At 64.7% G+C, this 26,212-nt stretch carries 24 protein-coding genes and 1 tRNA gene; 12 read left to right on the plus strand and 13 right to left on the minus strand.

Annotation, left to right across the window (positions count from 1 at the left end; all coding sequences use genetic code 11):
- Positions 1–2: 2 nt before the first annotated feature.
- Together QMK22_RS16470 and QMK22_RS16475 are read right to left on the minus strand one after the other, a co-directional pair.
- Positions 3–344, minus strand: coding sequence for a hypothetical protein (locus tag QMK22_RS16470; RefSeq protein ID WP_283498734.1), 342 nt, complete (start codon positions 342–344; stop codon positions 3–5).
- Between the two features lie 9 nt (positions 345–353).
- Entirely contained in the window at positions 354–1,907 is a 1,554-nt protein-coding gene (locus QMK22_RS16475; protein ID WP_283498735.1) for a PspC domain-containing protein, read from the minus strand.
- A gap of 112 nt (positions 1,908–2,019) precedes the next feature.
- Here QMK22_RS16475 and QMK22_RS16480 point away from each other — a divergent pair, with 112 nt between their 5' ends.
- On the plus strand, positions 2,020–3,375 hold the full coding sequence (locus QMK22_RS16480; protein ID WP_283498736.1) for an ATP-binding protein: 1,356 nt from the start codon (positions 2,020–2,022) through the stop codon (positions 3,373–3,375).
- A complete protein-coding gene (locus QMK22_RS16485; protein WP_283498737.1) occupies positions 3,372–4,097 on the plus strand; it encodes a LuxR C-terminal-related transcriptional regulator in 726 nt (241 codons plus the stop codon). The genes QMK22_RS16480 and QMK22_RS16485 overlap by 4 nt, the downstream gene beginning before the upstream one ends.
- Positions 4,098–4,115: 18 nt before the next feature.
- Here the strand turns inward: QMK22_RS16485 and QMK22_RS16490 are convergent, their stop codons facing one another.
- From QMK22_RS16490 to QMK22_RS16500, 3 genes are all read right to left on the minus strand, one after another.
- Complete coding sequence (locus tag QMK22_RS16490; RefSeq protein ID WP_283498738.1) at positions 4,116–4,970, minus strand: ABC transporter permease; 855 nt, start codon at positions 4,968–4,970, stop codon at positions 4,116–4,118.
- Positions 4,967–5,908 carry an ABC transporter ATP-binding protein gene (locus QMK22_RS16495; RefSeq protein ID WP_283498739.1) on the minus strand — a complete coding sequence of 314 codons (942 nt, stop codon included), beginning with the start codon at positions 5,906–5,908 and terminating at the stop codon, positions 4,967–4,969. The genes QMK22_RS16490 and QMK22_RS16495 overlap by 4 nt, the downstream gene beginning before the upstream one ends.
- 152 nt (positions 5,909–6,060) lie before the next feature.
- Complete coding sequence (locus tag QMK22_RS16500) at positions 6,061–7,263, minus strand: pyridoxal phosphate-dependent aminotransferase (protein WP_283498740.1); 1,203 nt, start codon at positions 7,261–7,263, stop codon at positions 6,061–6,063.
- Between the two features lie 252 nt (positions 7,264–7,515).
- Here QMK22_RS16500 and QMK22_RS16505 point away from each other — a divergent pair.
- From QMK22_RS16505 to rplA, 5 genes are all read left to right on the plus strand, one after another.
- Positions 7,516–7,588 (plus strand) — tRNA-Trp (locus QMK22_RS16505).
- A gap of 40 nt (positions 7,589–7,628) precedes the next feature.
- Complete coding sequence (secE, locus tag QMK22_RS16510) at positions 7,629–7,901, plus strand: preprotein translocase subunit SecE (RefSeq protein ID WP_283498741.1); 273 nt, start codon at positions 7,629–7,631, stop codon at positions 7,899–7,901.
- Between the two features lie 99 nt (positions 7,902–8,000).
- Positions 8,001–8,957, plus strand: coding sequence for a transcription termination/antitermination protein NusG (gene nusG / locus QMK22_RS16515; protein WP_283498742.1), 957 nt, complete (start codon positions 8,001–8,003; stop codon positions 8,955–8,957).
- 137 nt (positions 8,958–9,094) lie between these two features.
- Positions 9,095–9,526, plus strand: a complete 432-nt coding sequence (gene rplK, locus QMK22_RS16520; protein WP_283498743.1) for a 50S ribosomal protein L11 — start codon at positions 9,095–9,097, stop codon at positions 9,524–9,526.
- A 104-nt stretch (positions 9,527–9,630) separates the two neighbouring features.
- Positions 9,631–10,320 carry a 50S ribosomal protein L1 gene (rplA, locus tag QMK22_RS16525; protein WP_104192468.1) on the plus strand — a complete coding sequence of 230 codons (690 nt, stop codon included), beginning with the start codon at positions 9,631–9,633 and terminating at the stop codon, positions 10,318–10,320.
- An 88-nt stretch (positions 10,321–10,408) separates the two neighbouring features.
- Here the strand turns inward: rplA and QMK22_RS16530 are convergent, their stop codons facing one another.
- The 6 genes from QMK22_RS16530 to QMK22_RS16555 all read right to left on the minus strand — a co-directional run bounded on the left by QMK22_RS16530 (position 10,409) and on the right by QMK22_RS16555 (position 17,766).
- Positions 10,409–11,911, minus strand: coding sequence for an APC family permease (locus tag QMK22_RS16530; RefSeq protein ID WP_283498744.1), 1,503 nt, complete (start codon positions 11,909–11,911; stop codon positions 10,409–10,411).
- 226 nt (positions 11,912–12,137) lie between these two features.
- Positions 12,138–13,502 carry an NAD-dependent succinate-semialdehyde dehydrogenase gene (locus tag QMK22_RS16535; protein WP_283498745.1) on the minus strand — a complete coding sequence of 455 codons (1,365 nt, stop codon included), beginning with the start codon at positions 13,500–13,502 and terminating at the stop codon, positions 12,138–12,140.
- Positions 13,503–13,585: 83 nt separating this feature from the next.
- Complete coding sequence (locus QMK22_RS16540; protein WP_283498746.1) at positions 13,586–14,305, minus strand: cache domain-containing protein; 720 nt, start codon at positions 14,303–14,305, stop codon at positions 13,586–13,588.
- Positions 14,298–15,056 carry a FadR/GntR family transcriptional regulator gene (locus tag QMK22_RS16545; RefSeq protein ID WP_283498747.1) on the minus strand — a complete coding sequence of 253 codons (759 nt, stop codon included), beginning with the start codon at positions 15,054–15,056 and terminating at the stop codon, positions 14,298–14,300. Before QMK22_RS16545 ends, QMK22_RS16540 begins: the two co-directional genes overlap by 8 nt.
- Positions 15,057–15,065: 9 nt before the next feature.
- Entirely contained in the window at positions 15,066–16,025 is a 960-nt protein-coding gene (locus tag QMK22_RS16550) for an ATP-binding cassette domain-containing protein (protein ID WP_283498748.1), read from the minus strand.
- 259 nt (positions 16,026–16,284) lie between these two features.
- Positions 16,285–17,766, minus strand: a complete 1,482-nt coding sequence (locus QMK22_RS16555; RefSeq protein WP_283498749.1) for a helix-turn-helix transcriptional regulator — start codon at positions 17,764–17,766, stop codon at positions 16,285–16,287.
- Between the two features lie 263 nt (positions 17,767–18,029).
- Between QMK22_RS16555 and aceB the strand changes: the two genes are divergently transcribed.
- Positions 18,030–19,703, plus strand: coding sequence for a malate synthase A (gene aceB, locus QMK22_RS16560; RefSeq protein WP_283498750.1), 1,674 nt, complete (start codon positions 18,030–18,032; stop codon positions 19,701–19,703).
- A 92-nt stretch (positions 19,704–19,795) separates the two neighbouring features.
- Here the strand turns inward: aceB and QMK22_RS16565 are convergent, their stop codons facing one another.
- Positions 19,796–21,238: a cryptochrome/photolyase family protein gene (locus tag QMK22_RS16565; protein WP_283498751.1), complete on the minus strand. Its 1,443-nt coding sequence runs from the start codon at positions 21,236–21,238 to the stop codon at positions 19,796–19,798.
- A gap of 305 nt (positions 21,239–21,543) precedes the next feature.
- Between QMK22_RS16565 and QMK22_RS16570 the strand changes: the two genes are divergently transcribed.
- The 4 genes from QMK22_RS16570 to QMK22_RS16585 all read left to right on the plus strand — a co-directional run bounded on the left by QMK22_RS16570 (position 21,544) and on the right by QMK22_RS16585 (position 24,841).
- Positions 21,544–22,113: an alternate-type signal peptide domain-containing protein gene (locus QMK22_RS16570; RefSeq protein WP_283498752.1), complete on the plus strand. Its 570-nt coding sequence runs from the start codon at positions 21,544–21,546 to the stop codon at positions 22,111–22,113.
- A gap of 103 nt (positions 22,114–22,216) precedes the next feature.
- Positions 22,217–22,819: a hypothetical protein gene (locus QMK22_RS16575; protein ID WP_283498753.1), complete on the plus strand. Its 603-nt coding sequence runs from the start codon at positions 22,217–22,219 to the stop codon at positions 22,817–22,819.
- Position 22,820: 1 nt separating this feature from the next.
- The gene (locus tag QMK22_RS16580; RefSeq protein WP_283498754.1) at positions 22,821–24,113 is read left to right on the plus strand and encodes a ricin-type beta-trefoil lectin domain protein; all 1,293 of its coding nucleotides are present in this window, start codon (positions 22,821–22,823) and stop codon (positions 24,111–24,113) included.
- Positions 24,110–24,841 (plus strand): signal peptidase I, encoded by a 732-nt coding sequence (locus QMK22_RS16585; protein ID WP_283498755.1) that lies wholly within the window; start codon positions 24,110–24,112, stop codon positions 24,839–24,841. Before QMK22_RS16580 ends, QMK22_RS16585 begins: the two co-directional genes overlap by 4 nt.
- Here the strand turns inward: QMK22_RS16585 and QMK22_RS16590 are convergent.
- Complete coding sequence (locus tag QMK22_RS16590) at positions 24,802–25,782, minus strand: NADP-dependent oxidoreductase (protein ID WP_283498756.1); 981 nt, start codon at positions 25,780–25,782, stop codon at positions 24,802–24,804. The genes QMK22_RS16585 and QMK22_RS16590 overlap by 40 nt on opposite strands.
- Between the last annotated feature and the right edge of the window lie 430 nt (positions 25,783–26,212).

The following is a 26,212-nucleotide window of genomic DNA, read 5'->3' on the forward strand; positions in this document are numbered from 1 at the left end:
GGTCAGTCGGCGCGACGGGCAGCGGCGGCGATGCCGGCCACGACGAGGCCCAGCCCGACGACGATCACGCCGCCGAGCAGCCAGAGGGTGGGGTCGGGCGGCACCGGTAGCAGCGTGACGATCACCATATAGGCGGCAAAGGCCAGGAGCAGGATGCCCCAGAGGATCGTTCCAAGCCGCGGACGCAGCCGGCGCACGGCGGTGGTGGCGGGTGTACTGCCGTCAGCCAGCGGATTCGCGGCAAAATTCTCGGTGGGGGAATCAGCGCCGGAAGAGTTCGCGCCAAAATAATTCGCTCCGGAATCAGCGGCGTCGGAGTCGGCAGGAAAAAGCGGATTGGTCATTGGGGGGTCCTAGTCGGTGGAGGAAGCGAGCACGACGACGCCGGCGAAGGTCCAGATCCGCAAAAGCGGTCCGGCACTGCGACTGCTCGCGTTGAAGGTGCGTTGATCGGAGGCGAACAGACCGGTGTGCTCGCTGTTTTCGGTGGCAACGGCGCGACCGGAATACTCCACGCCGCCGACCAGGGCGTGCGTTTCGACGCGCACGGGGGCATCCGCTGGCAGGATCAATCGAGTCTCGCCGGCCCCGAGCCAGACGTCGATGACGCGGTCGTTCTGCAGCCCGGGGTTATCGAAGTCGCTCAGGTCGAGCGTGGTCTGCCCGGCGACCATGGCGTAGCTTGTGGCCGGGTTCACCATTTCGGAGTTCGCGCTGAGCGCCCACACGTTGGATCCGACCGCGGTGAATTGGGTGCCCTGCGGAAAAACGCCCAGGACCACGAGTGTGATGGCTGCGGCAAAGGCGAACCCGCCCATGGCGCCGTCGGTGCGCCCGCGGATACCGGCGATCACGATGCCCAGAGCCAGCACCCCGAGCGCGACGGCGACACCGAGAATCACCGCGCCCTGCGACCAGGAGCCGTTTGAGTAGACCCCGGCAGCAACGGCGCCGGTGACCCAGGCCAGGCCGAGAACGATGGCGCTGTAGCCGGCACCGGGACGCCGGGCCCGGATCCGGGCGCGGCGGTCGGCCTGGCGCGCCCGGTTCTGTTCCTGCCAGGCCCGATTCTGCTCCACGCGGAGGTTCCTGGCCGATTCGCTGGAGTAGGGCGCCGTGGGCGGATGGGTTGTGGCGGCGAACTGTGCGCCGAACTGTTCGCCCGACGCTGCACCGCGCGGTTCGTCGACGGGTGCGCCGACCTGTGCGGCATCGGTCGCGCCGGCCATCGAACTGCCGGTCGGCGATGTGCCGCTCGCAGAACGCGATGCGGACGGCGTCGATGACGACGCCGGGGAGCTCGTTGGGGCACCGGTAAACGGCCGGGGGTCGTAGACGCTGCCCGGGCCGAATGGGCCGGTCGGGCCGGCACCGGCACCGGATCCTGGGCCAGCGGGGGGTGTCGGGCGATGATTCTGTGCGCGGCGCACCAGGAATACGACCAGCCAGATGACACCGGCGGTAATGGCCAGACCCCAGCCGAGCGAGAAGATGCCGCCAAGCCAGCCAGAGAATGCCCACAATCCGCTCGGACCGTCCCACCAGAATCCGCTGAAGAGCGGCACGGCGGTGAACAGGAGCACCGCGCCGATGGCGACCATAGCGGGCTCGAACCGCCCGCGGATTGCCTCTTCAGCGTAGATGCGGCCAGCGCCGCGCGGCATGAGGGCCCAGCCGACGGCGTAGGCGAAGACGGCGGGGCCGCCGAGGATCGCGATCACGACAACGATGCCCCGCACAATGAGGGGGTCGAGCCCGATGCGGGCGGCGATGCCACCGCAGACTCCCGCGATCCAGCGGTCACCGTCACGATTCAGGCCGCTGCCGCGAATCCAGTCGAAGAACCGGGTGATCTGGTCGGGACGCTGTGGTTGGTGCGGAGCTTCTGCCCTCGGTGTATCGGTCATGATCCGAGTCTGACAGGGCGCCGAAACCGCTGCCATGGGGGATGACCCTGATTGAACCCTGATTGCTGGCGGTGAAACCGCAGATCTCGGTGGGGCGTGCTTGGATGAACACGTGAGAACCGAACGGATGGCCCGTCCCCGGCTCCGCCTCGTTGGCGGAGTGTGTGCGGGTTTCGCCGAGCACACCGGCATTCCCCTCCCCGCGGTGCGGTTGGTCACCGTGTTGCTGAGCCTGTGCGGCGGGTTCGGCGTCTTGCTCTATATCTGGTTGTGGGCGACCGTACCGAGTGCTGAGCGCCAGGTGGTGGCCGACCCGTTGCCCAAGTTGAGCCTCGCGAGGTCTGGCGTCGCCTCATTCCTGGCGGCGCCGGGCACGACTGGGCCGACTTCTCCCGCCGCCCCCACTTCACGAGCGGATGCTGCCTCGGCCCGAGCCGCGCCGGTCACCGAAATTTTGCTCGGTCTGGCACTGTTGGCTGCCGGGAGTGCCCTCGTAGCGAGCCGCCTCGGCGCCGATATTCCGCTCGCGGTGGTCGTTCCCGCCATCGTGGTTCTGGCTGGAACCGCGCTGGCCTGGCACCAGTTCGCCGACATTCGCAGTGGCGCGGCCCAGCAATCCTCAGCGCTGGTCGCGCGCATCCTGGCGGCGCTCCTGCTCGTTGCCGTGGGGATTCTGCTTTTTTTCGTGACCGGCACCAACCCGAACGCGTGGACGGTCATCCTCGCGGCAGCATCCGTTCTGCTCGGCGTCGCCGTGGTGACGGCGCCGTGGCTGCTGCGATTGTGGAGCGACCTCGCCGATGAACGGACCGCGCGAGCCCGTGAAGCCGAGCGAGCCGACATCGCCGCGCACCTGCACGACTCGGTGCTGCAGACCCTCGCCCTTATCCAGCAGAAAGCCGGACCGCACAGCGACGCCGCGCGGCTGGCCCGGGCGCAGGAGCGTGAATTGCGGGAATGGCTGTTCACCGGAACGCGGGGCGGTAGCGGCGAACCGGCAACCGACCTGGGCGCCGCGCTGCGCCGCATTGCCGGCGAAATCGAAGAAGACTTTGCGGTGCATTTCGAGGTGGTGACGGTGGGCGCCGGGGTGGGCTCCGGGGTGAACCCGAACGACGCGGAGGCCCCGGAAGCTCTCGTCGCCGCCGCCCGGGAAGCCATGCTCAATGCGGCCCGGCACGCGGGGGGAGCGGTGTCGGTCTATCTGGAGACCGGTGCACGCGGCGTCGAACTGAGCATCACCGACCGTGGCCCTGGTTTTCTGCTCGACCAGATTCCCGCAGACCGGCTGGGCGTGCGCGAATCCATCCTCGGGCGGATGCGTCGGGCCGGCGGAAACGCCGCGGTGCGTCCCGGTCCGGGCGGTACCGGCACGGAGATTCTGTTAACCGTGCCAGCAGCAGCGACCGTGCCATCGCCCGGCACCACATCGACCGATCAGCACCATTCCGAAACGAGCGTGCAATGACCACTCCCGACCTCAGCGATAACGGCGAGCGCGCTCAGTCACCTGCCGCACCGCCCGCATCCGCAGGGTTTGCGGCGCTGAGCGTGCTCATCGTCGACGACCATTCCATCTTTCGCTCGGGGCTGCGTGCCGAACTCGACGACGACATCAATGTGCTCGGCGAGGCGGCGACGGTCGATGCGGCGATCCTGCAGGTGATCGCCCTGCAGCCGCGCGTCGTGCTGCTCGACGTGCACCTGCCCGGTGGGCGCGGCGGCGGTGGCGCCGAGGTCATTCGCGAAGCCGCGCCCCTCGCTGCGCGCACCCTGTTTCTGGCGCTGAGTGTCTCCGATGCTGCTGACGATGTGGTGAACGTCATTCGGGCCGGTGCCCGCGGGTACATCACCAAGAGCGCCTCCGGGGCCGAGGTATCCGACGCGGCTCGCCGCGTCGCCGAGGGCGACGCGGTATTCTCGCCACGGCTGGCCGGGTTTGTGCTCGATGCCTTCGGCGCCGTCGCCGGCGAGACGGCAGAGACGACCGAGGAACTCGATCGGCTCTCCGCCCGCGAAACCGAGGTCATGCGCCTGATCGCGCGCGGCTACAGCTACAAAGAGGTATCCAGCACCCTGTTCATCGCGGTCAAAACCGTGGAAACGCATGTCTCCTCAGTGCTGCGAAAGCTGCAGCTGTCGAGTCGTCACGAATTGACCGCCTGGGCGTTGGAACGCAAACTCCTCTAGCCGGGCGTCAGCACAGTCTCAGGCGTCGCGGCGAATCCACCGAAACGTCATCAGGCTGAGCAGAAGCCCGACCACGAGCCAGATACCTAGTGCGGCGGCGACCCAGGGGAGATCCCACACGCCGTTCTGCTCGGCGACAGCGAAAGAATCGGGTAGAAAAACGCTGCGCATGCCCTGCGCCATCCACTTCAACGGAAATACACTGGCGAAATTCTGCATCCAGGTGGGGAGCATGCCAAATTGCAGGTAGACGCCCGAGATGAACTGCAGCACGAGCACGATGGGAATCACCACGGCGGTGGCACTCTTGCCCGATCGCGGGACAGCCGAGAGTGCGATGCCCACAAACGCTGAGGTGATGACGCCGAGCAGAAACACCCAGGCGAACACCACCCACCGCTCGCCAAACGCGGGCAGGTCGATACCGAGCGCGAATCGAGCGACGAGCAGCAGCAGCACGGCCTGCAGAACGGCGGTCACAAAGACCTGGCCGATCTTGCCGATGAAGTAGCCGATCGGCGACAGCGGAGTTCCTCCGAGCCGTTTGAGTGTTCCGTCGCTCTTTTCTCCGGCGATATCCATCGCCAGGTTTTGCACCCCCGACAGCAACATGCCGGCCGCGAGCATTCCGGGCAGGTAGTACGCGCCGACGCTCACACCTCCCGTTCCATCGGGATTGGTACCCAGGTTGCCGCCCGCGCTGAAAGCCGCCGTGAAGATGCCGAGCATGAGAAAGGGAAAAAGAAACGTGAAAAACACGGTGTCCGGGGAACGAAAGTACATTCGGGTTTCGTAGCCGATGCGAGACAGGCCGAGCGCGAGCGTGCTCGGTGACTTCGCGGCCGGCCGAATGCCCGGGATCGTTGCACTCATGCTGTCAGGTCCTGATCGGCGAGGATGGAGGAGACATGGCGGCCCGTGCGAGTGGATGCCGCAGCCTCGCCCGGTACCGCCGCCTCAGCGCCGCGCACCAGCGACAGGTACACGTCTTCGAGGCTTGGCCGGATCACTTCGAGGTCTGCAGGTTCGGCACCGTTCAAACCCGCGACGAGTTCGGCGACGAGCTGCCCGGGATTGCTGGTGCGTTCTTGGCGAAGCGTGCCGTTGCAATCTCTCCAGCGCACGAACGGTACTCGCGCGGTGGCGCCGCCGAGCTCATCGATGGCGCCGATATCGATGAGCTTCCCGCCGGCAATGATCCCGGCGCGGTCGCCGAGCTGCGCCGCCTCGTCGAGGTAGTGGGTGGTCAGGAGGATAGTCGTGCCGTCAGCCTTGAGCCCGCGGATGAGATCCCAAAACTGATGCCGGGCCTCCGGATCGAAACCGGTGGTCGGTTCGTCGAGAAACAACAGCTCGGGGCGTCCGATGATACCGAGCGCAACATCCACTCGTCGGCGCTGCCCGCCCGAGAGCTTGCTGATGCGGGTCGTGGCCTTCTCCCGCAGGCCGGCTGCGTCGATGACCTCGTCAACGTCGCGAGGATTGGGATAAAACCCGGCGAAGTGGCGCAACTGCTCGGTAACGGTCACGTTGCCGCTCTCGCCACTGGTCTGTAACACGATGCCGAGGCGGGCTTTCCAATCGAGGCCGCCGCGGTGCGGATCGACCCCGAGCACGCTCACCTCGCCGCCGGTGCGAGCGCGGTAGCCCTCGAGAATCTCAATCGTGGTGCTCTTGCCGGCGCCATTGGGACCGAGCAGGGCAAAGGTCTCGCCGGCGGCAATGGAGAAACTGACGCCACGCACGGCCTCGACGCTGCCATAGGTCTTCTGCAGGTCGCGCACCTGCACGATGGGGAGAGTGGATGTCATGGCTCCAGACTCCCACTCCTGCGCGCACCGCACCACCGCCATGCCCGGATCCTCGATTTCGCGGCGCGCGGGAGCTGCGCCAGTACGCGGGAGGCGCAACTCCCGCGTACTGGCGGAAATCCCGCGCAGCACACCAAGCCGGTGGAAGGCCGCTAGGCGAACAGGCGCTGCAGGCGCTGAATGCCTTCGAGCAGGGCCTCGTCTCCGAGGGCATACGACAAGCGTAGGAACCCGCTGGGCCCGAACGCCTCACCGGGAACAGCTGCCACTTCGACCTGGTCGAGAATGAGGTCGGCCAGTTCGAGCGAGGTCGTGGGGGTGACCCCGCGCCACTCGCGGCCCAGCAGTCCAGTCACGTCGGGGTAGACGTAGAAGGCACCCTGTGGGGTGGGGGTCACGACGCCGGGAATCTTATTCAACTCGGCGACAATCAGCTTGCGGCGGCGGTCAAAGGCCACGCGCATGTCCTCGGCGGCGTCCTGCGGGCCGTTCAGCGCCGCTATTCCGGCGCGCTGCGAGATATTCGACACGTTCGAGGAGAGGTGTGATTGCAGGTTTGCCGCCGCCTTGATGGCGTCGGCGGGGCCCACCATCCAGCCCAGTCGCCACCCGGTCATGGCGTAGGTCTTCGCCACGCCGTTGACCAAAATGGTGCGGTCAGCAAGTGCCGGTACAGCTTCGACGATCGAGACGGCCCGCACGCCGTCATAGGTCAGGTTCTGGTAGATCTCGTCGGAAATGACCCAGAGGCCGTTGTCCTCAGCCCATTGGCCGATGGCCCGGGTCTGCTCCGGCGAGTAGACCGCGCCGGTGGGGTTGGAGGGTGAGACGAACAGCAGCACCTTGCTGCGCGGAGTGCGCGCTGCCTCCAACTGCTCGACAGTCACGAGGTAGTCCTGATCGCTTCCGGCGAAGACATCGACCTGCACGCCACCGGCCAGGCGAATGGCCTCGGGGTACGTGGTCCAGTACGGGGTCGGCACGATAACTTCGTCGCCGGGATCGAGCAGAGTGGCGAATGCTTCGTACACCGCTTGCTTGCCACCATTGGTCACCACGACCTGGCTCGGCGCCACCTTCAGCCCGCTGTCGCGCAGGGTCTTGGCCGCGATGGCCTCGCGCAACTCGGGCAGTCCAGCCGCCGGGGTGTACCGGTAGTTCTTCGGGTCGCGCACGGCGGCCAACGCCGCCTCCACGATGTGCTCGGGCGTTTGAAAATCAGGTTCACCCGCCGCGAAGCTGATTACCGGTCGGCCGGCTGCCTGCAGCGCCTTGGCCTTGCCGTCAACCTTGAGGGTCGCCGACTCTGCAATAGAGCCGATCCGAGTAGAGATTCGCTTGAGTTCGTGAGTCACACGTTGAGTTTAGCTACCCGACCCGCGCGGGGAAAGGAGGTGGGGCTAACGGTGCGATTGCGGGGGAACTTATGCCAAGCTGGCAGGGAGGCACCGGGCTCGTTCGCCGGGCGGAACTGTCTCAGCTTTACAGTGGCCGGTGAGTGACCTAGACTGGTTCAAGGTAGTTGAATTCTGCCATGCTTTTTTGCGCCTATTTCCAATCTTTTCTTTTGGTCGAAGGTGTTGGGAGTGTGGCGGGTTTGCTTCCATAGGGTGGTGGCTCAATTGGTAGAGCAGCGGTCTCCAAAACCGCAGGTTGCAGGTTCGAGTCCTGTCCGCCCTGCACATCGGTAGAAGTCTGCCGACCATGAGAGGTGTAACAGGTGGCCCGAAAAGTTGTCGACGAACCTAGTGAGGAAGTCGTCGCGAACGCACGGACGGCCCGCGAGTCCAATCGCGGTCCTTTCGCTCGGTTGTCCCTGTTTATCAAGCAGGTTTTTGCCGAGCTCCGCAAGGTCGTCACCCCGACTCGTAAAGAGCTGCTGAGCTACACCGGCGTCGTGCTCGTGTTCGTGATCATCATGATGGTCATCGTGTCGGCATTTGACTGGGTCTTCGGCCTCGCCGTTCTGTATGTGTTCGGAACGCCGGGCTAACGAGCAACACCGGCATCCGCTTTGGCGAAACGCCTGCATCACCGGCACGGAAACGTGCCCACAACTTGCACCGGTACAAAAATTAGGGATTGAGATTTAGTGACTGAGACGAAGCACGACGATGTCGACTGGGCCACTGCCGCCGAGCAGTCCTCCGAGGACGACGAAGCCCAGGAGGGCAACACCCTCGCTGCCGACGAAGATTCCGTAGAGGCTGCCGAGCAGGTTGCCCTGCACGTCGTCGACGAGAATGACGATGTTGAGGTCAACCTCGACGCCGCACTCGACGCCCTCGCCGAGTCCACCGATCCCGAAGCTGACTCCGTCGTCGACGACGCCCTCGACATTGATTCGGCTGAAGAAGCCGATGCCTCCGTCGAAGCCGTTGAAGACGAAGACGAGCTGGTCACCGCCGAGGCCGAAGCGGATGCTGACGTCGAGGTTGACCCCTACGAAGCGTTCCGCAAGGAACTGCGTTTTCTGCCGGGCAAGTGGTATGTCATCCACTCCTACGCCGGCTTCGAGCGTCGCGTGAAGTCGAACATTGAGAACCGCAAGCAGTCGATGGCGATGGAAGACTTCATCTACCAGTGCGAAGTACCCATGGAAGACGTCGTTGAGATCAAGAACGGCCAGCGCAAGATGGTCACCCGCGTGCGCATCCCGGGCTACGTGCTCGTGCGCATGGATCTCGACGAAGACAGCTGGTCGGTTGTTCGCCACACTCCCGGTGTGACCGGGTTCGTCGGTAACGCTCACAACCCCACCCCGCTGCGCTTCGAAGAGGCCTTCGGCATGCTCAAGGGACTCGTCGAAATCGTCGAAGCCCCGACCAAGGCCGGCGGCGCCCCCGGAAAGTCGGCGCAGCGCGTCATTGCTGCCGAGGTTGACTACGAAATCGGCGAGACCATCACGATCAAGGAGGGTTCGTTCGCGGGCCTGCCCGGTTCGATCAGCGAGATCAAGCCGGAGAGCGGCAAGCTCATCGTGCTCGTCTCCCTGTTCGAGCGTGAGACTCCGGTCGAGCTCAGCTTCGATCAGGTCACCAAGCTCTAACCCAGCAATCTCTCACCAGTAGAACGGATGCCCCGCGAGGGTCATTCACACTGGTACTCCCAAACCACCGGGGCCCATCCGGGCCACCGGGAGAGCGGCCTGCGGGCTGCTCGCACACCAATACGAAGGACAACACAATGGCACCGAAGAAGAAGGTTACAGGTCTGATCAAACTTCAGATCAAGGCCGGCGCAGCCAACCCCGCACCGCCCATCGGGCCGGCACTGGGTCAGCACGGCGTTAACATCATGGAATTCTGCAAGGCCTACAACGCAGCGACCGAAGCCCAGCGTGGCAACGTCATCCCCGTTGAGATCACCGTCTACGACGACCGCTCGTTCACGTTCATCCTGAAGACCCCGCCCGCTGCGGAGCTCATCAAGAAGGCCGCCGGCGTCGCCAAGGGCAGCGGGACCCCGCACACCGTCAAGGTTGCCACCCTGACGCAGGCCCAGATCCGCGAGATTGCCGAAGCGAAGATGGTTGACCTCAACGCCAACGACATCGAAGCCGCCGCAAAGATCATCGCCGGAACCGCCCGCTCCATGGGCGTTACGGTCAGCGCCTAAGCACACCCCGTTTCGGCGTCACACGGCGCCGCGCACCCTTAGCAGTTAGTGGAAGAGCCTGCCAGGCTCGCACCACACTCTGAAGTACATACAGGAGATTTAACATGGCAACCAAGTCAAAGGCGTACCGCGCCTCCGCCGCGAAAATCGGCGAAGACAACGTCTTCACCCCCGCTGAGGCCGTGGCCCTGGCCAAGGAGACCGGCTCCGCGAAGTTCAACTCCACGGTTGAGGTCGCCCTCCGCCTCGGAGTCGACCCCCGCAAGGCCGACCAGATGGTTCGTGGAACCGTCATCCTCCCGCACGGCACCGGACGCACCGCCCGCGTTATCGTCTTCGCAACCGGCCCCGCCGCCGAAGCCGCTATCGCAGCTGGCGCCGACGAGGTTGGTGGCGACGAGCTCATCGAGAAGGTAGCCGCTGGTTACACCTCGTTCGACTCCGCCGTGTCGACCCCCGAGCTCATGGGTAAGGTCGGTCGTCTCGGAAAGGTACTCGGCCCGCGTGGCCTCATGCCGAACCCGAAGACCGGAACCGTGACGCCCGACGTCGCCAAGGCCGTTTCCGACATCAAGGGCGGAAAGATCGAGTTCCGCGTTGACAAGCACTCCAACGTGCACTTCGTCGTTGGCAAGGCATCCTTCTCCGTCGAGCAGCTGAACGAGAACATCTCCGCAGCGCTCGAAGAGGTTGTTCGTCTCAAGCCGAGCTCGTCCAAGGGCCGCTACATCACGAAGGGCGTCGTCTCGACCACCTTCGGTCCTGGCATCCAGCTCGATGTGAACAGCATCTAAGCATTCGCTAGAACAAAGCAGGGCCCGTCTTCGGACGGGCCCTGCTTTGCTTTAAGCGGATGCCGGGAGCTGACTCGCCCGGTCGGTACTAGTGGTCGGGGTGCGCCCGGAGCAGCGCGGCGACCTCGATGGCATCGCCAGCGGGTGCCGTGGACAAACGGTCCGGCTTCGCGACGAACAGATACAACAAGCCGCTGCCACCGACGACCACAAGGCCGATGAGTACGATGAAGTCGCTGAAGAACTTTCCGCTGGATCCCGGAATCGCAAGAAGGACCATAGCGAAGACGCCGTAGGCCAGGGCGACCACGTTCACGGCGAAGCCGGCGCGGCCGAGGCTGAACGGTCCGGCCGGTTTCCACCCCTTGATACGCTGCCGCAGGGCGGCGAGCACCACGGATTGGAAGGCCACGTAGATGCCCAGCACGGCAAAGGAAGTGATCTGGGTCAAGACTTCGTCGCTGCCGACGTAGATAACGAGGGCGAGTACCACCGGAATCGAGCAGGCCACGATCAGCGCATTGATCGGTACTGCGGTGCGCGATGATACCTTGGCGAGCCACTTGTGCCCGGGGAGCATGCCGTCACGAGCGAAAGAGAACAGCAGGCGACTGGCTGCGGCCTGGAGACTGAGTACACACGACAGGAAAGCGGTGAGGGCCACGACGAGAAAGATCTTGGCGCCGATCGGACCGAGCGCGGCGTCCAGAATCGCCGGGATGGGGTCAGTGTCGACCCCGTCGACGATCTCCTGAAGGTTCGGTGCGGCCATTACGTACCCGCTGAACGAGAGAAGGGCCGAGATGCCTCCGACGAAAATCGTCAAAATCATGGCGCGGGGAATGCCGCGAGCCGGGTTTTCTACTTCCTCGGCGACATCGCCGCAGGCCTCGAAACCGTAGAAGAGAAACAGTCCGGTGAGGGCAGCGCCGAGAAAAGCTGTGGCGTAGCTGCCGTTTCCCTGCACGCCCAGGGAGTTGAAGAACACGCTGAACTCTTGGTGTCGTTGAAAGATGAGTAGGTACAGTCCGACAGCCACGACGCCGATGAGCTCGGCGGCGAGCCCGATGCGGGCCACGCGTGCCAGCATCTTGGTCCCGGAAAAGTTGAGCGCGAAGGCGGCCACCAGAAACGCGACGGTCAGGCCCAGGGTGATCTCTTTGGTGACCGGAGCATTGATCAGGCTGGCCAGAAACCCGGTTCCGAATTCGGCGACGGCGGTAATGGTGACGAGCATCGCCCAGATATAGACCCAGGCTGCCATCCACGCATACCGCTTGCCCCACAGCCGCCGCGTCCACGGGTAGATACCGCCGGCGATCGGGTACTGCGATACGACCTCGCCGAACACCAGGGCAACGAGCAACTGGCCGGTGCCCACAATGAACAGCCAGAACAGCGAGGGTGGACCACCGGTGCTCATCGCCAGGGCGAACAGCGAGTACACGCCTACAAGCGGAGACAAGTAGGTGAATCCGAGCGCGAAGTTGGACCACAACGACATGGAGCGATGGAACGAGTCGTCGTAGCCGAGCACCTTGAGGTGGTCGCCATCGCCGATGCCCTTTTGGGGAGAGGCCTCTACGGACATGACTGCCTTTCAATCCGAACGAAACGCCCTGAGGGCGGGTACACCTTGAGGTGTGTGCACAAACCTAGCGGATGCCGGCAACTAAAGCTATAGAACCGGATGATTGATTTCGGTGCGCCACTGGAGTGCCGGTCAGTTGCAGGTTTTCAGGCTCCTTAACGCGCCGAGCCTGCCGAAACCCGCACGGCGGCGGGGTTCGACAGGCTCGAAAGCGGCAGCGGCCAGGTTAGCCGATGCGGATCATCTTCTTGTTGACGAATTCGTCGGCGCCGAAACGGCCCAGTTCGCGCCCCGAGCCGGACCTCTTGACGCCACCGAAGGGCAGCTCGGCACCGTCGGCACCGACCAGGTTGATGAAGACCATGCCGGCCTCAATGCCGTCGGCCACGCGCAGCGCCTGCTCTGGGTCGGTGGTGAAGACGTAGGAGCCCAGGCCGAACGGGGTGTTGTTGGCCAGAGCGACTGCGGCGGCCTCGTCGGGGACGCTGAAAATCTGTGCGACCGGGCCGAAGAATTCTTCGTGGAAGGCGTCGGAGTCGGGCTCGACATCAGTGAGCACGGTGCCGGCGTAGAAGTTGCCCTCTGAGGTTCCGCCGGTGACGAGGGTGGCCCCCTGAGCCACGGCGCGCGCAACCTGCTCGGTGAGAGTTTCGGTGGCCTTTTTCGAGGACAGCGGCCCGAGTCCGGTGCCGTCCTTGGTGGGGTCGCCCAGCTCGACGGCGGCGATTGCCGCGGTGAACTTGTCGAGGAACGGCTGGTACAGCTCCTCGATGACGATGAAGCGCTTGGCGGCGTTGCAGGCCTGGCCATTGTTGTCGAGGCGGGCAGCAACGGCGGCGCCGACGGTCTCATCCAGGTCGTCGGTGGAGAGCAGAATGAACGGGTCTGAGCCGCCGAGCTCGAGTACGACCTTCTTCAGGTTGCGCCCGGCGATCTCGGCAATCGCCGCTCCGGCGCGCTCCGAACCGGTGAGCGAGACCCCCTGCACGCGCTTGTCGGCGATGACGGTGGCGATCTGATCATGGGACGCGTAGAGGTTCGTGTATGCCCCCGCGGGGAAACCGGCGTCGAGCATGATCTGCGCGATCGCGGCGGCCGATTCGGGGCACTGCTCGGCGTGCTTGAGCAGGATGGTGTTGCCGATGATCAGGTTCGGTCCGGCGAAACGGGCAACCTGGTAGTACGGGAAGTTCCATGGCATGATGCCGAGCAGTACGCCGAGCGAGCTGCGACGGAGGAGCGCCGAACCCTCGCCGGCGAGCAGGTTGATGGTTTCGTCCTTGAGCAGGTCCGTCGCGTTGTCGGCGTAGTAGGCGTAGATGTCGGCGCTGAAATCGACCTCGCCGAGGGCCTGCTCCATGGGCTTACCCATTTCGCGCACGATGATATCGGCAAGCTCCTGGCGGCGCTCGAGGTGCAGTTCGGCCACGCGGCGCACGAGTGCCGCGCGCTCGTCGACGCTGATGGAGCGTGACCAGGTGTGGGCGTCGTCTGCGCCGGCGATCGCGGTGGTGAGCTCGGCATCCGAGATTGTGGCGTAGGTCTTCACTGTCTCCCCGGTGGCCGGGTTGATGACTGCGTAGCTGGTCATAGGCTTTATCCTTCACTGGTCGGGCGCTCAGGAAACCGGCGCCGATGCAAACTCTGGTTCGTCAAAGATATAGCAACGGATGATTAAAGACGAGGCAGCGGGTCCGGTCCAACGAGAACTCGAAACGGCAGGCCGGTGCATTCCAACCAGTTGCCGGAATGCGGGGCGAGCTGGCCGACCTGCACGGTCGGCTCCGTGGAGAGCACCACCCGGTCAACAGCGTTGACCAGGGCGAGTGGCCGATCGGCCGCGAGAAAGAGGGGAAGCACGGCGGTCTCGAGCCGGCGCACCGAGACATCCGCGCCGACGACGCCCACCATCGGTGTGTCGGCGTCGATGCGCACCGGCATCGTCAACGTGAAAATGTATTCGCAGGTGCAGAGATGATCGACGTAGGGGCCGGTGACGTGCGTCTGATTGGTGGATTGCGGCACCTGATACCACTCCAGGGTGCGAAAATCGCGCACGTAGTCGGTATAGGCGCGGGTGGCGAGGTCGAGACGCGTGGCACTGCTGCTGCTGCCGAGCAGCGGGTTTCCGGTCTGCGGACCGAGCCACCAAGCGAAGTGGATGTCCCGGCCCCGCACGTATCCGGGTGCCGCGATGAATCCGGCGCCGACAAAAAGCGGGCTGGTACCGGTCAGGGCCGGAACTACGAGCCCCTCCACGTGGGCATCGAGGTCTGTCGGCCGCACTGCGGGTTCCCCTCCGGAGAGGTCGTTTCGCCACCCATCAAGCTCGGCAAAGGCATCGGCGAAAAAGGCGCTCACTGCGGCGGCGCAGTCGGATATGGTGTCAGTCATTCACGGCTCCGCCCCGTTCGATTCTTGCTTTCGCGTTCAACAGCCATTCGGCCAGCCCGCGCACCTGCTCGGTCGCGAGCTGCCGAGCGGATGCCCCGTCATTGGCGCGCACGGCTCCGGCAATCGCCCGGTTGCTGTCGAGGAGTGACTGGCGAGCGTCAGGATCTGTCATACCCAGCAGCAAGAGTGGGCCGAACTCGGCCTGCAATCGAATGAGTTCACGCACCAATTGTGCGGACTGGCTGAGTATTGCCAGCTCGAGGTAGAAACCGCCGGCGTTGGTTCGGGCGCCGGCGACCGTTGAGAAGTCAGCACGATTCAGCCAGCGGTCGAGGCGGTCGGAATCGGGCTGTGAGGCGCGCACGGCGGCCCGCTGAACGCAGCCCTCAACGATGGTGGCGAAGTAGTCGGCCGTGTCTGACAGGTCGACCTGCGCGAGACCGTGGAGCCGGGCCTGCACGAGCGTGCTGTGCGGGGCATCCGCTTTCATGACGAAACTACCGCCGCCGCGCCCGCGCCGGGTTTCAATCAGGCCGGCGTCGCGCAGCACAGCGAGGCCCTCGCGCACCGTGATGAGCGCCACGCCAAAGCGGCGCGCCAGATCGGATTCGCTCGGCAATCGTTCGTCCGGGGCGAGAACGCCCAGAATGATGGCGTCGGTGAGCCGGGCCGTCACCTGCTCGGTGCGGCCGGCATCGTGCAGCTGCGCGAAGATCGCATCGCGAGCGCCCCCTCCGTTGTGTGCCTCCATGCCCTCAATCTACAATGCCGGCCGGTCAGGCCAGTCACCCTCGGCCGCATTCAGGAGCGCGCGGGTATACGGATGCTTGGGAGAGCCGAAGAGATCACTGACCGACGCGTATTCCACGACCGAACCGTCGCTCACCACCGCGACGCGATGGCAGATCAGCGCGGCAACGCTGACGGAACTGGTGACGATGATCATCGTCAAATCTCGCTCGCGTGGCAACTGGCGCAGCAGATCAAGAACGTCGGAGCTGTCCGACTCGTCCAGGGACTCCGTCGGGTTGTCCGCCACGAGCAGGTGAGGACTATCGGCGAGGGCATAGGCAATGTGCACGCGTTGGGCCAGGGCCGCCGACATGGCGCGCGGGTACACGGTCATCGCGTGGAGCGGATCTTCGACGCCCGCTTGGCGCAGCAACTCGACGGAACGTTCGTTGGCGGCCGGCTTGGACAAGGAAAGGGACGACCGCAGTCGGGCCGCCAGCTGGACTCCCGCTGTGACGGTCGGGTCGAGACTGCCGATCGGATCGCGCGGTAGGTAGGCAATCTGTGATTCACGCCGTCGGGACGACGGCCATTGTGGCAGCCCGGCTAATTCGGCGCCGTTGAACAGAATCGATCCGGACCGGATCATGGCCGGGGCCGGCAGTACGCCGGCGATGCACTGGGCTATCTCGAGGGCGCCGGAGTCGGAATCGCCGACGAGGCCGACGGCTTCGCCGCGGGTGATTGAGAGGGAAACACCATTGACGATTAGGGGGGATGTTGCGAGCTCGGAAGCAGAGACTTTGAGCCCGCGTACGTCTAGCAATGCTGCCGAACGAAACCAGTGCGAGGGCAGCGGGGCAGTCGTTTCGGCCGACACGGCAGGTTCACTCGGGACGAGCGGTTCACTGGCCGCTACCTGCGCCGACGGCAGGAAGACGCGCAGAACACGCTTCAGGGACCGCAATATATCACGAGCGTCACGCATGGTCGGCTCGCATTTCAGTAGGGCGATACAGCCGGTGGTGCGTGGATCGAGCCGACCGGCAGTATCTTGTGCATGGTGCCGCGCCGGGACAATATGTTCATTGGCCTAGCGCGTGATAACAATATTAGCGAAAATTATTGCCAACAACGTACCGGTTTGTTTCTTATATAACGGATGCGAAATTGCCCGACTTGTACGCCACGAAACGCACCGGCGGTAGCGGGCACGGCGTGGCATCAGCTTGTCGCGGCCACCTGAGTCAGTGCGGCGAATGGGCCTCGAGAAACTCGTACACCTCGGTCTGGTCGACGCCGGGGAAAGTGCCGGTGGGCAGCGCCGCGAGCAGGCTCGTCGGGGTGCGCGCGGCCGGCCAAGACTGCCCGGCCCAGCGGCCGGCCAGTTTGTCGGGTGCGCGGCGGCAGCAGGATTCGTCGGGACAGAGTGAGACGGCGCGGTTCTGCGTCTCTCGGCCCCGAAACCATTTCACATGCGCGAAGGGCACGCCGACACTCACCGAGTACTCGCCCTCCTTGGCCTTCTCAATGCGGGAGGTACACCAGAAACTTCCGGCCGGCATATCGGTGTACTGGTACCAGGCGCTGAAGCGGTCTTCAACGTCGAACACGGTGCGGGCTGTCCAACTGCGGCAGACCGTGGTGCCCTCGACCGCGCCGAGGGCGTCGCTGGGAAAACGCACGTTGTCGTTTTCATACGCCTTAATGATCGTTCCCGATTCGTGCACCTTCATAAAGTGCACCGGAATGTCCAGCCGCGCCGTGGCGAGGTTGGTGAAGCGGTGTGCGGCGGTCTCGTAGGAGACTGCGAACGCATCGCGGAGGTCTTCCATCGAGATGCGTCGTAGCGTCTTGGCTTCGGTCAGCATGCGCACCGCGTCACGCTCGGGCACCAGGATCGCAGCGGTGAGGTAGTTGGTTTCGACCCGCTGGCGCAGAAATTCCGCATAATTTTTCGGCTCTTCGTGCGCGCAGAGGTAACTGGCGAAGGCTTGCACGATCGGTGAGCGGGAATCTCGCGACGCCGATCGTTCGGTCGGCAGATAGATGCGGCCGTTGCGCTTGTCGGTGACCGATCGGGTGGAGTGCGGCAAGTCATTCACGTAGTGCAGGGAAAAACCCAGGTGGGTGGCCATGTCGGCAATCAGCTGCTGCGATACCGGACCGCCCGAGTGCCCGACCGTGGTGAGCAGTTCGAGGGCTTGCGCCTCCAACTCGGGAAAATAGTTGTCCTGCTGCCGCATGATCTGGCGCAGGGCGGAGTTGGCCCGGCGGGCCTCCTCCGGGGTGGCGGCGCGTTCTCGGTTGAGTCGATCAATTTCGTTGTGCAGGCTCAAGATGGTCTGCAGCGTTTCATCGCTCTGGCCCTTGCTGACCCGGATGCGTGGAAGGCCAAGGGCCTGGAACACCGGTCCACGTTGGGCCCGTTCCACCGAAATTTCCAGGGCGGCGCGCTCGGAGGGGGCATCCGTGCGCATCAGCTCTTCCACGGTGGTGCCGAGCGCCAGAGCGATGGTGCGCAGCATGGAGAGGCGCGGTTCGCGCTTGCCGTTTTCCATCATCGACACCTGTGAAGGCGCGCGGTCGATGGCAGCGGCGAGGGCATCCAGCGTCATGCGACGGTGGGTGCGTAGCTCCCGAATTCGACGTCCCAGGGTGAGCGCGTCAAGCTCGGGTTCGTCGATGCTGAGTGACGACAGTGCGGCGAGGGCTTCTGCGGGGACCATGCCCTCAGTGTCGCAGATTGTAAAAGTTTCGGCAATCAGAAGAACCGGGTTTCTTCTGCATAAGGATTGTGGTTAGGCGACTCCCCGAGCGGGCAGAGTTAGAACACAGGCAAGCACTGACCGTCGAATGAAGCTCGCATCTACCCTCGCGATCATCCATTCGGCCGGCGCACGACAGCACAACCCCCTCGCCTGAGATCGGGCGAACCGCAGATGCGGATCGCCCCCTGTCGGTACCATCAACTTTCGCAAGGAGCCAGACCATGAACACCCCGAACCCGACCCTCGATCAGGCGGTCAACTCCGAAACCGTGAAGACGACGACCGGCAGCTTCGCTACCATCCGCCCGCACCTCGAGGTCACCGGCCCGCTCGGCGATCGCTACGACGAGATCCTCACCCCCGAGGCACTCGAATTTCTCGCCGAGTTGCACGAACGTTTCGCCGGCACCCGGCACGACCTGCTCGCTGCCCGCCTCCAGACGCGAGTGGATGCCGCGAACGGTCGCGATCCCAAATTTCTCAGCGAAACCGCCGGCATCCGCCAGGACCCGACCTGGAGCGTAGCCGGAGCCGGCCCCGGCCTTGAGGACCGTCGCGTCGAGATCACCGGCCCGACCGACCGCAAGATGGCCATCAACGCGCTCAACTCGGGTGCCAAGGTGTGGCTCGCCGACCAGGAAGACGCGACCAGCCCGACCTGGACCAACGTGATCGAGGGCCAGCTGACCCTGTTCGACCAGGTGCGTGGCCAGCTCAGCTTCACGAGTCCCGAAGGCAAGAAGTACGAGATCACGAACGAGTCGACGCCGACCATCGTGATGCGTCCGCGTGGCTGGCACCTCGTGGAAAAGCACATCACCTTCGTTGACCGCGCGAACCGCCGTATGAAGGCCTCGGGCAGCCTCATCGACTTTGGCTTGTACTTCTTCCACAATGCCAAGAAGCTCATCGAGAACGGGACCGGCCCGTACTTCTACCTGGCCAAGCTGGAAAGCCACAAGGAAGCGCGTCTGTGGAACGATATCTTCACTTACTCCGAAGAGCGCCTCGGTATCGAGTACGGCACGGTTCGCGCGACGGTGCTGATCGAGACGATCCAGGCCGGCTTCGAGATGGAAGAAATTCTTTACGAACTGCGCGACCATTGCGCCGGTCTCAACGCGGGACGCTGGGACTACATCTTCAGCATCATCAAGACGTTCCGTGCTCGCGGCAGCCGCTTCGTCTTTCCCGACCGCAAGCAGATCACCATGACGGTGCCGTTCATGCGGGCCTACACCGAACTGCTCGTTGCCACCTGCCACAAGCGTGGCGCCTTCGCCATCGGCGGTATGAGCGCATTCATTCCGAACCGCCGCGACCCCGCCGTGACCGAGCAGGCGCTCGCGCAGGTTGCGGCCGACAAAAAGCGTGAGGCCACCGACGGCTTCGACGGTTCCTGGGTCGCCCACCCCGACCTCATTCCGACCGCGCAGGCTGAGTTCGACAAGGTGCTCGGCGACCGGCCGAACCAGGTCGAGCGCACCCGCCCCGAGGTGAAGGTGACGGCCGCCCAGCTGCTCGACATCGCCTCGGTCGGCGGCCAGATCACGGAGGCCGGCGTACGCGGCAACGTGCTGATCTCCCTGCGCTACATCGAGTCCTGGCTGCGCGGCGTTGGCGCGGCAGCAATCGACAACCTGATGGAAGACGCCGCTACCGCGGAAATCTCCCGCTCGCAGCTGTGGCAGTGGATCCACGAGAACTCGGTCACCGCCGAGGGCCGCCGGATCGACTCCGACTGGGTCGAAGAAGTGCTCGACGAGATCGTCGCCGGCCTCGAGCGCACGCCCACCGACCGCTTTGACGACGCCCTCACCGTGCTGCGCACCTCGGCTCTCGAGCCCGAGTTTCCGACCTTCCTCACCGTCGGTGCGTACGCTCGCTTCTTCTAAGTAGTCGCCTGGTTCCGCGAGAGCGGGCAAATGGTTGTTTTAGCTCCGGCATCATCACAGGGGCGAAGCAGCTGTTTGCCCGTTCTTTCGTGTTAGGCGGGTGGGTTCTTCACCCGTGCATACGCGGCCAGGGCGGCGCGGCGAGTCTCGCCGAGGTCCACGAGCGGCGCGGGGTAAGCATCCGTGCCGTATTCGGCCACGTTGTCCCGAATGTACTGTTCGTGCGGGTCGAACTTGGCCGCCTGCAGGGTCGGATTGAAAATGCGGAAATAGGGCGCGGCATCCGCCCCCGAACCGGCCACCCACTGCCAGCCGAACGGATTGCTCGCGGGATCGGCGTCAACCAGGGTGTCCCAGAACCAGCGCTCGCCCTCCCGCCAATCGACCAACATATTCTTGATCAAGAATGAAGCGGTGACCATGCGTACCCGATTGTGCATACTTCCGGTGCGCCACAGCTCACGCATCCCGGCATCGACCAGGGCGAAGCCGGTGCGCCCCTGCTGCCAGGCAGTCAAGGCCGCGCGGTCGAGCGGTGGCCACGGAAAGGCGTCAAAGGCCGCACGCAGGTTCGTGGTTGCAAGGTCGGGGGAGTGAAAGAGCACGTGGTAGGCGAACTCCCGCCAGCCCAGCTCCGTGAGAAAGCGGGCGGCGCTGGCTGGAGCGTCCCCGGTGAGGCCGCGCTGGGCCACCTGGGTGGCCGCCCAGACCTGGTGCGGACTGATCTCGCCCCAGCGCAGGTGCGGCGACAGACGGGAGGTCGCGTTTTGCGCCGGCTCATCGCGTTCGGTGGCGTAGCGGGGGAGCGACTCGGTGAGAAAGGTGCCGAGCAGGGCGTGAGCGGATGCCTCACCCGGCTGCCAGGCGGCGCGTAGCCCTCCCGCCCAGTCCGGGCTCGGTTCGAGGGCCCAGTCGTCGAGATCGTCGGAAGCGATGTCGCCCACCCAGCCCGGAATGGCTGTCGGCGCCGGATAAGGAGACCGCGGCGGTGGGCCGGCGGTGCAGGCCCGCCAGAACGGGGTGAAGACCGAATAGGAGCCGCCCTGACCGGTCTGGATCGTCCACGGTTCGAACAGGAGGGAGCCGTCGAAGCTGTGGGCGGCGACGCCGTTGCCGCGCAAATCGTTCTTGATCGCGGCATCGAGCGTGCGTTCGGCCAGGCCGTAGCGGCGGTTCCACAACACGGCTGAGGCATCCAGTTCTGTGACGAGGCTCGCAAGGATCGGAGCGGCAGCGCCGCGGCGCAGAATCAGGCGGCCACCGAGCGACTCTATTTCCGCGGTGAGGGAGCGCAGGCTCTGGTGCAGCCACCAGCGGGCTGCACCGCCGAGTGGTCGAACGCCGGCGGATTGCTCATCGAGCAGGTAGACGGCCACGATTGGATGCCCGTTGCTGAGGGCTGCGTGCAACGCCGGGTGGTCGGCGAGCCTCAGGTCGTCGCGAAACCACACGATGACCGGGCCGTGTTGCTCGGTGACGCTGTCGTGGGGGGTGGTGCCGGCATCGGCAATCGGAGCGGAACTGGGTGAACTCATGCTGTCTCCTCGTGAAACTCCATTGTGAACTATGCCGGCGGGTATCCCAATTCGGAGGTAGAACGTTCTGTCCATGACGTGACGAGCGAATGCTCAGCGCGGTCGCTCGCGTGTCAATTTAGTTGAAATTGCCGTAAATTCCGCTGTAAAGCGTTGAATTTTTGTCGTTTGCCACTAATTCATCGTCAGAATGCGGATTGGGCCCCGCCCCAATCTGGGGGTTCACGACCGACAGACTTATCTGTCTATCCCCTCTAATGTTTGAACCACTCGCTCTTGAGTTGATCACTTGAAAGGTTCCTCCCATGAACAAGCTTCTCGTAAGTGCCATCGCCGGCGCCGCCGGATTGACCCTGCTCCTCGGCGGTGCCGGAACCTTCGCGTTGTGGAACACGAGTGCCACCGTGGCGGGCGGTACCATCGTGGCCGGTAACCTGCTCGTCGGTGATTCCGGCACGGTTGGCAGCTGGACGGTGAACGGTACGGCGAAAACCCTCTCCGGGTACAAGGCTGTTCCTGGCGACATTCTCGTTTATACCAAGACGATGAGCATCACGGCCACCGGTGACAACCTCGTGGCCACGCTGGCGCTCACGCAGGCCTCGATCACGGGGACGACTTCCGGGACAGCCGACGTGGCTCTCGCCGGCTACCTGACCAAGACCGCTGTTCTTACGGCGACCGGTCCCGGAATCTCAACTGGCTCGGCGCCGTACACGGTCACCGCGGCGACTGCCGGAGTCGCGCAAAACGTGACCGTCACGGTCACGATCACCTACCCCAAGAACGCCGCCGCCGGTTTTACGGCCGAAGCCAATACGAAGTTGGGGTCGGTCAGCCTGGACAACCTCTCCGTGTCGCTCATTCAGATCTAGTGGCTTGGCCTGGAGTGCCCCCTACCCGACAGGGGGCACCCAGGTCGCTTCCACTCGCACGACCCCGTTCTTGATCCGTTGCACGCCCAAATCGGAGTTCCACATGCAGGCAGCAGGACGGCACGCTTATGTTCCGGTCGGTCGCTATGCGGGGCGGAGCCGGAGCCGGCTGTTCTCCATGCGCTCCATCGGCGTGACCCTCCTGTCATTCGCCGCCGCTATCCTGCTCGCCTCGACAGCAGCTGGCGGAACCTACGCTCTGCTCAGCTCCGCCGCATCGACCGGTCCGGTCTCCAGCATTCAGTCAGGCACGGCCACGCTGACGGTCACCCCCCTGTCGATGCCCGTGACCGCTCTCTATCCTGGCCTGACCCTGTTCAGCCCCGTCACCGTGTCGAATGTCGGAAATGTGCCGCTCAACGTGCAGATCACCAGTCTGACAGCGCCGGCAACTACGGAACTGTCCGCGGCGCTCACCATTGGGTTGTCGGTCACGACGACGTCGGCCGCCTGCATCGCCGGCGCCACCCCGACCTGGACCGGTACCTTTGCCTCTGCGGCCCCGACCAACGTCGGACCGGCCCTCGCCGTCGGAAACTCGGCAGTGCTCTGCGTATCCGTGGCTCTCGGTATCGCGGCTCCCCATCTCAGCCAGAACCAAACTGCCGCAAATTTCGGACTTGTTATTACTGGATTGCAGGTGTGATGTGACCCACTCGACGCATGCGCAGCCGAGGCGCCGCTTCCACCGTGCGCTGGCGGCGTTTGCGACCGGGGTGTTTCTGGCACTCGTCGGCACAGGTGCCGCCCACGCCGGTTGGACGACGGCCGGGCTAAGCCTTAAGGCTTCGGTGGCCTCGGGCAGTATCAGCGTGACGCAATCCGGCTACGATCAGCTGAACTTCACCTACACCGCGAATGCTCTGGTGAGCACGAAACCGGTGACGGTCACCAATGGACCGGTTCCGTCGACGTATACCCTGACGCTTGGTTCCACATCGTCGACGCCTACAGCGCTCGCCGGAGCGATCACCGTCTTGACCTGGCCGGTAGCCACTGCAGCCAATTGCACGGCGTCCACGGCGCTGCCCGGCACCCAGACCGTGCGTACGTGGGCGAACGGAACGACGCTCACCGGTTCGCTTGCAGCGAGCGCATCCGTTGTGCACTGCGTACGCACCTCGATGTCCTCGGCGGTGTATGACGGCGGCCACGTGTCGGCCCAACTCGCGTTGACTGCCGCAGTGGGCACGAACTGGAAGACCTCCACCACGTCGGTGACCGTCACGCAAGCTGTATCCGATGTCACCGCACCAACCGCGCCGACAATTCTCACCGTCACCTCGACCTCGGACGCTTCCGCCACACTCTCGTGGACCGCAGCCAGCGACAATGTCGGAGTTGTGGCATACCGGGTCTACCGTGACGGTATACGAATCGGTTCGGACGTCACGGGTACGACCTTCACCGACACCGGCCTGGGGCTTGGTACGACCTACAGCTACACCGCTGAGGCATTAGACGCCGCGGGCAATGTCTCGGTGAGGTCATCCGCCACGTCGGCGACGACCAGCTTGTCGCCGTCGTCGACCCGCTGGTACCGAGTGAAGAACGGCGGCCTGTGTGTCACGGGTAACACCACGTCCGGGGCCGCCGTCACCATGCAGTCGTGCAACGACGCGGTGACGACGCAGCTCTGGCAGTTCGACGTCGTCAACCAGGGCGACTACGTAGCCAAGAATCAGGCAGCGCCCGCACTGGTCTGGCATCGCACCAGCCCGGGCGCAGTTGAGATGGCGACACGCAACACGACCGACAGCAGCCAGCAGTGGAGCATCACCTTATCGGGCAACGGCGTGTTCCAATTTGAAACCCAACTGAATGGGAAAAAGACGGGGTGCATCTTTGTGTCGCCGTACAGCAGCCCGCCGGATCTCCGGACGCAGAACTGCTCCTCGGCGAGCTCCCAGCAATTCACCCTGACAGTGGCCAACGGATGAGCCGAACGGTTGCCACCCGGCCGGCATCGCCGACGGGTCTGCGGCACGCCCTGGCTGTGGCGATCAGCGGCGCGCTCCTCCTGCTCGTGGTGGGGCTGTTCGCCCTGCTGGTCGTCGTGCCCAAGATCGCGGGGGCAACGCCGTTGACGGTGTTGACCAGCTCGATGGAGCCACGGCTTCCACCAGGCACGCTGATCGTGGTCGCCCCGGTCGATCCCGTCGACCTCGTGATCGGTGACGTCGCCACCTACCAAATTCACTCGGGACAGCCCGGCGTGATCACGCACCGAATTGTCGCGGTCATGGTAAATTCTGACGGCATCCGGTCGTTTCAATTCAAGGGCGACAACAACACTGAGCCCGATGCTGATTTGATTCTGCCGGCGCAGATCCAAGGCAAGCTCTGGTACGCACTTCCGTACATCGGCTATGCCAATAATCTGGTCAGCGGCGTGAACAGAGCGTGGATCATTCCCGCCGTGGCGATCGGGCTGTTCGCCTATGCCGGTTACATGCTGGTGAGCGGACTCGTCGTGGCGACGCGCAAACGCCGGATGCGCCGGTTGCCCGCGCACCGGGCCGGCGGAAGCGCGTGGCGGGGCGAGGCCGCCCGAGAGGCAGCGCAGACTTCTCCTCCCGCCAGACATTCGACCGGAGGCTCTGGTCGCAACACTGCGGGGCTACCCGACTACCCGGCGACGCGCAGAACGATCTTGCCGCGGGTGTGACCCTGCTCGATCAGCCGATGCGCGGCGGCTCCGTCTTCGAGTTCGTACACCGCGTCCACGTGCACCCGCACGGTTCCGGCATCGAGCAGAGCGGAAATCTCATCGAGGGCGCGCGCGTCGGGGGACACCTTGAAACCGGTCGCGCGGCGGCCCGCTGCTGCGGCATCCGCTGCCATGGTCGGCCAGCTGCCGGTGGGTGCATTCACGAGCAACCCGCCGGGGCGCAGTGCGGCGAGGGATCGGGTGCCGGTGTTGTCGTGCACGTTGCCGATGAGGTCGATGACCGAGTCGAGGTCGTGAGCCACGTCTTCGAACCGCGTGGTCGTATAGTCGACGACCTCGTCAGCGCCAATCCCGCGCAGAAAGTCGAGGTTGCGGGTTGAGCCGGTGGCCGTCACGTGAGCGCCCAGAACGCGGGCGAACTGCACCGCGAAGTGACCAACACCACCGCTTCCGGCGTGCACGAGGAGGCGCTGTCCGGGGGCGGCTCCAGCGAGCTTGACCATGCCCCAGGCGGTGAGGGCCGCGACGGGTACTGCGGCGGCTTCGGCGTGGCTGAGCCGGGCGGGCTTGTGCGCCACGCTCATGCTTGACACCGAGACGTACTCGGCGAAGCTGCCGCCGGTGCGTGGTACTCGGCCCATGCCGTAGACAGCGTCGCCGGGCTGCAGCGGCGAAGCTTCGAATGCTGCGCGCACGACCACGCCGCTGAAGTCGTTGCCGAGAATGGCGGGGTAGCTTTCAATTGCGGCGGAGACCCCTTTACCGGAGCGCGTCTTGGCATCGATGGGATTGAGGCCGGCGGCGACGACTTTGATCAGCACCTCGTCGGAGATCTGGCGGGGGAGTGGCCGATCGGCCAGGTGCAACACCTCGGGGGCGCCCGTCTCGTCGATGACCAGGGCGCGCATGGTCTCCGGCAGTTCGTATTCAGTAGCCATGCACCCCATTCTCCCGTATCTCCGCCACGTCCTACTGCCCGGGCCCGGGCCCGGAAACTGGGCCCGCGATAGATCATGGGCCCGCTTTCCGGGCCCGGGCCCGGAACAACCCTGCTCACTCTTGCGCGGTGCGGGTCCCGGTTATCTCCCACCTGCGCGCGCGTTCGTGCCTGAGCCCAGGCCTGGAGCCCGGGGCTCAGCTCGGAGATGCGGTGGTTTGCGTCGAGTTCCGTGGGACGTACGCCAATGCGCGGGACTTGCGCCCATGCGCGGGAGTTCGGGCCCGGCCGGAAGTCCCGCGTTCCCTCTGCGTCAAGCTGGTTGTGAGTCAGTTCACGATCAGTCGGAGGCAGGGAAATGTCTATTAGTTCAGGATTCACCGCGGCGGAGATACGCGAGTTCGTGCATGAATATCAGCTGGTGCCGTTTG

Source organism: Cryobacterium sp. PH29-G1 (assembly GCF_030063365.1).
GTDB lineage: Bacteria > Actinomycetota > Actinomycetes > Actinomycetales > Microbacteriaceae > Cryobacterium.

Excerpts from the sequence above, each read along its gene's own strand:
- QMK22_RS16490 (WP_283498738.1), bottom strand. The coding sequence starts at position 4,970 with ATGAGTGCAACGATCCCGGGCATTCGGCCGGCCGCGAAGTCACCGAGC.
- QMK22_RS16475 (WP_283498735.1), bottom strand. The coding sequence starts at position 1,907 with ATGACCGATACACCGAGGGCAGAAGCTCCGCACCAACCACAGCGTCCC.
- QMK22_RS16555 (WP_283498749.1), bottom strand. The coding sequence starts at position 17,766 with ATGGTCCCCGCAGAAGCCCTCGCCGCACTGTCGTCACTCAGCATCGAC.
- QMK22_RS16495 (WP_283498739.1), bottom strand. The coding sequence starts at position 5,908 with ATGACATCCACTCTCCCCATCGTGCAGGTGCGCGACCTGCAGAAGACC.
- QMK22_RS16530 (WP_283498744.1), bottom strand. The coding sequence starts at position 11,911 with ATGTCCGTAGAGGCCTCTCCCCAAAAGGGCATCGGCGATGGCGACCAC.
- QMK22_RS16485 (WP_283498737.1), top strand. The coding sequence starts at position 3,372 with ATGACCACTCCCGACCTCAGCGATAACGGCGAGCGCGCTCAGTCACCT.
- QMK22_RS16535 (WP_283498745.1), bottom strand. The coding sequence starts at position 13,502 with ATGACCAGCTACGCAGTCATCAACCCGGCCACCGGGGAGACAGTGAAG.
- QMK22_RS16570 (WP_283498752.1), top strand. The coding sequence starts at position 21,544 with ATGAACAAGCTTCTCGTAAGTGCCATCGCCGGCGCCGCCGGATTGACC.
- QMK22_RS16575 (WP_283498753.1), top strand. The coding sequence starts at position 22,217 with ATGCAGGCAGCAGGACGGCACGCTTATGTTCCGGTCGGTCGCTATGCG.
- QMK22_RS16590 (WP_283498756.1), bottom strand. The coding sequence starts at position 25,782 with ATGGCTACTGAATACGAACTGCCGGAGACCATGCGCGCCCTGGTCATC.
- QMK22_RS16565 (WP_283498751.1), bottom strand. The coding sequence starts at position 21,238 with ATGAGTTCACCCAGTTCCGCTCCGATTGCCGATGCCGGCACCACCCCC.
- rplK (WP_283498743.1), top strand. The coding sequence starts at position 9,095 with ATGGCACCGAAGAAGAAGGTTACAGGTCTGATCAAACTTCAGATCAAG.
- QMK22_RS16550 (WP_283498748.1), bottom strand. The coding sequence starts at position 16,025 with ATGCGTGACGCTCGTGATATATTGCGGTCCCTGAAGCGTGTTCTGCGC.
- QMK22_RS16545 (WP_283498747.1), bottom strand. The coding sequence starts at position 15,056 with ATGGAGGCACACAACGGAGGGGGCGCTCGCGATGCGATCTTCGCGCAG.
- rplA (WP_104192468.1), top strand. The coding sequence starts at position 9,631 with ATGGCAACCAAGTCAAAGGCGTACCGCGCCTCCGCCGCGAAAATCGGC.
- QMK22_RS16585 (WP_283498755.1), top strand. The coding sequence starts at position 24,110 with ATGAGCCGAACGGTTGCCACCCGGCCGGCATCGCCGACGGGTCTGCGG.
- aceB (WP_283498750.1), top strand. The coding sequence starts at position 18,030 with ATGAACACCCCGAACCCGACCCTCGATCAGGCGGTCAACTCCGAAACC.
- QMK22_RS16540 (WP_283498746.1), bottom strand. The coding sequence starts at position 14,305 with ATGACTGACACCATATCCGACTGCGCCGCCGCAGTGAGCGCCTTTTTC.
- QMK22_RS16470 (WP_283498734.1), bottom strand. The coding sequence starts at position 344 with ATGACCAATCCGCTTTTTCCTGCCGACTCCGACGCCGCTGATTCCGGA.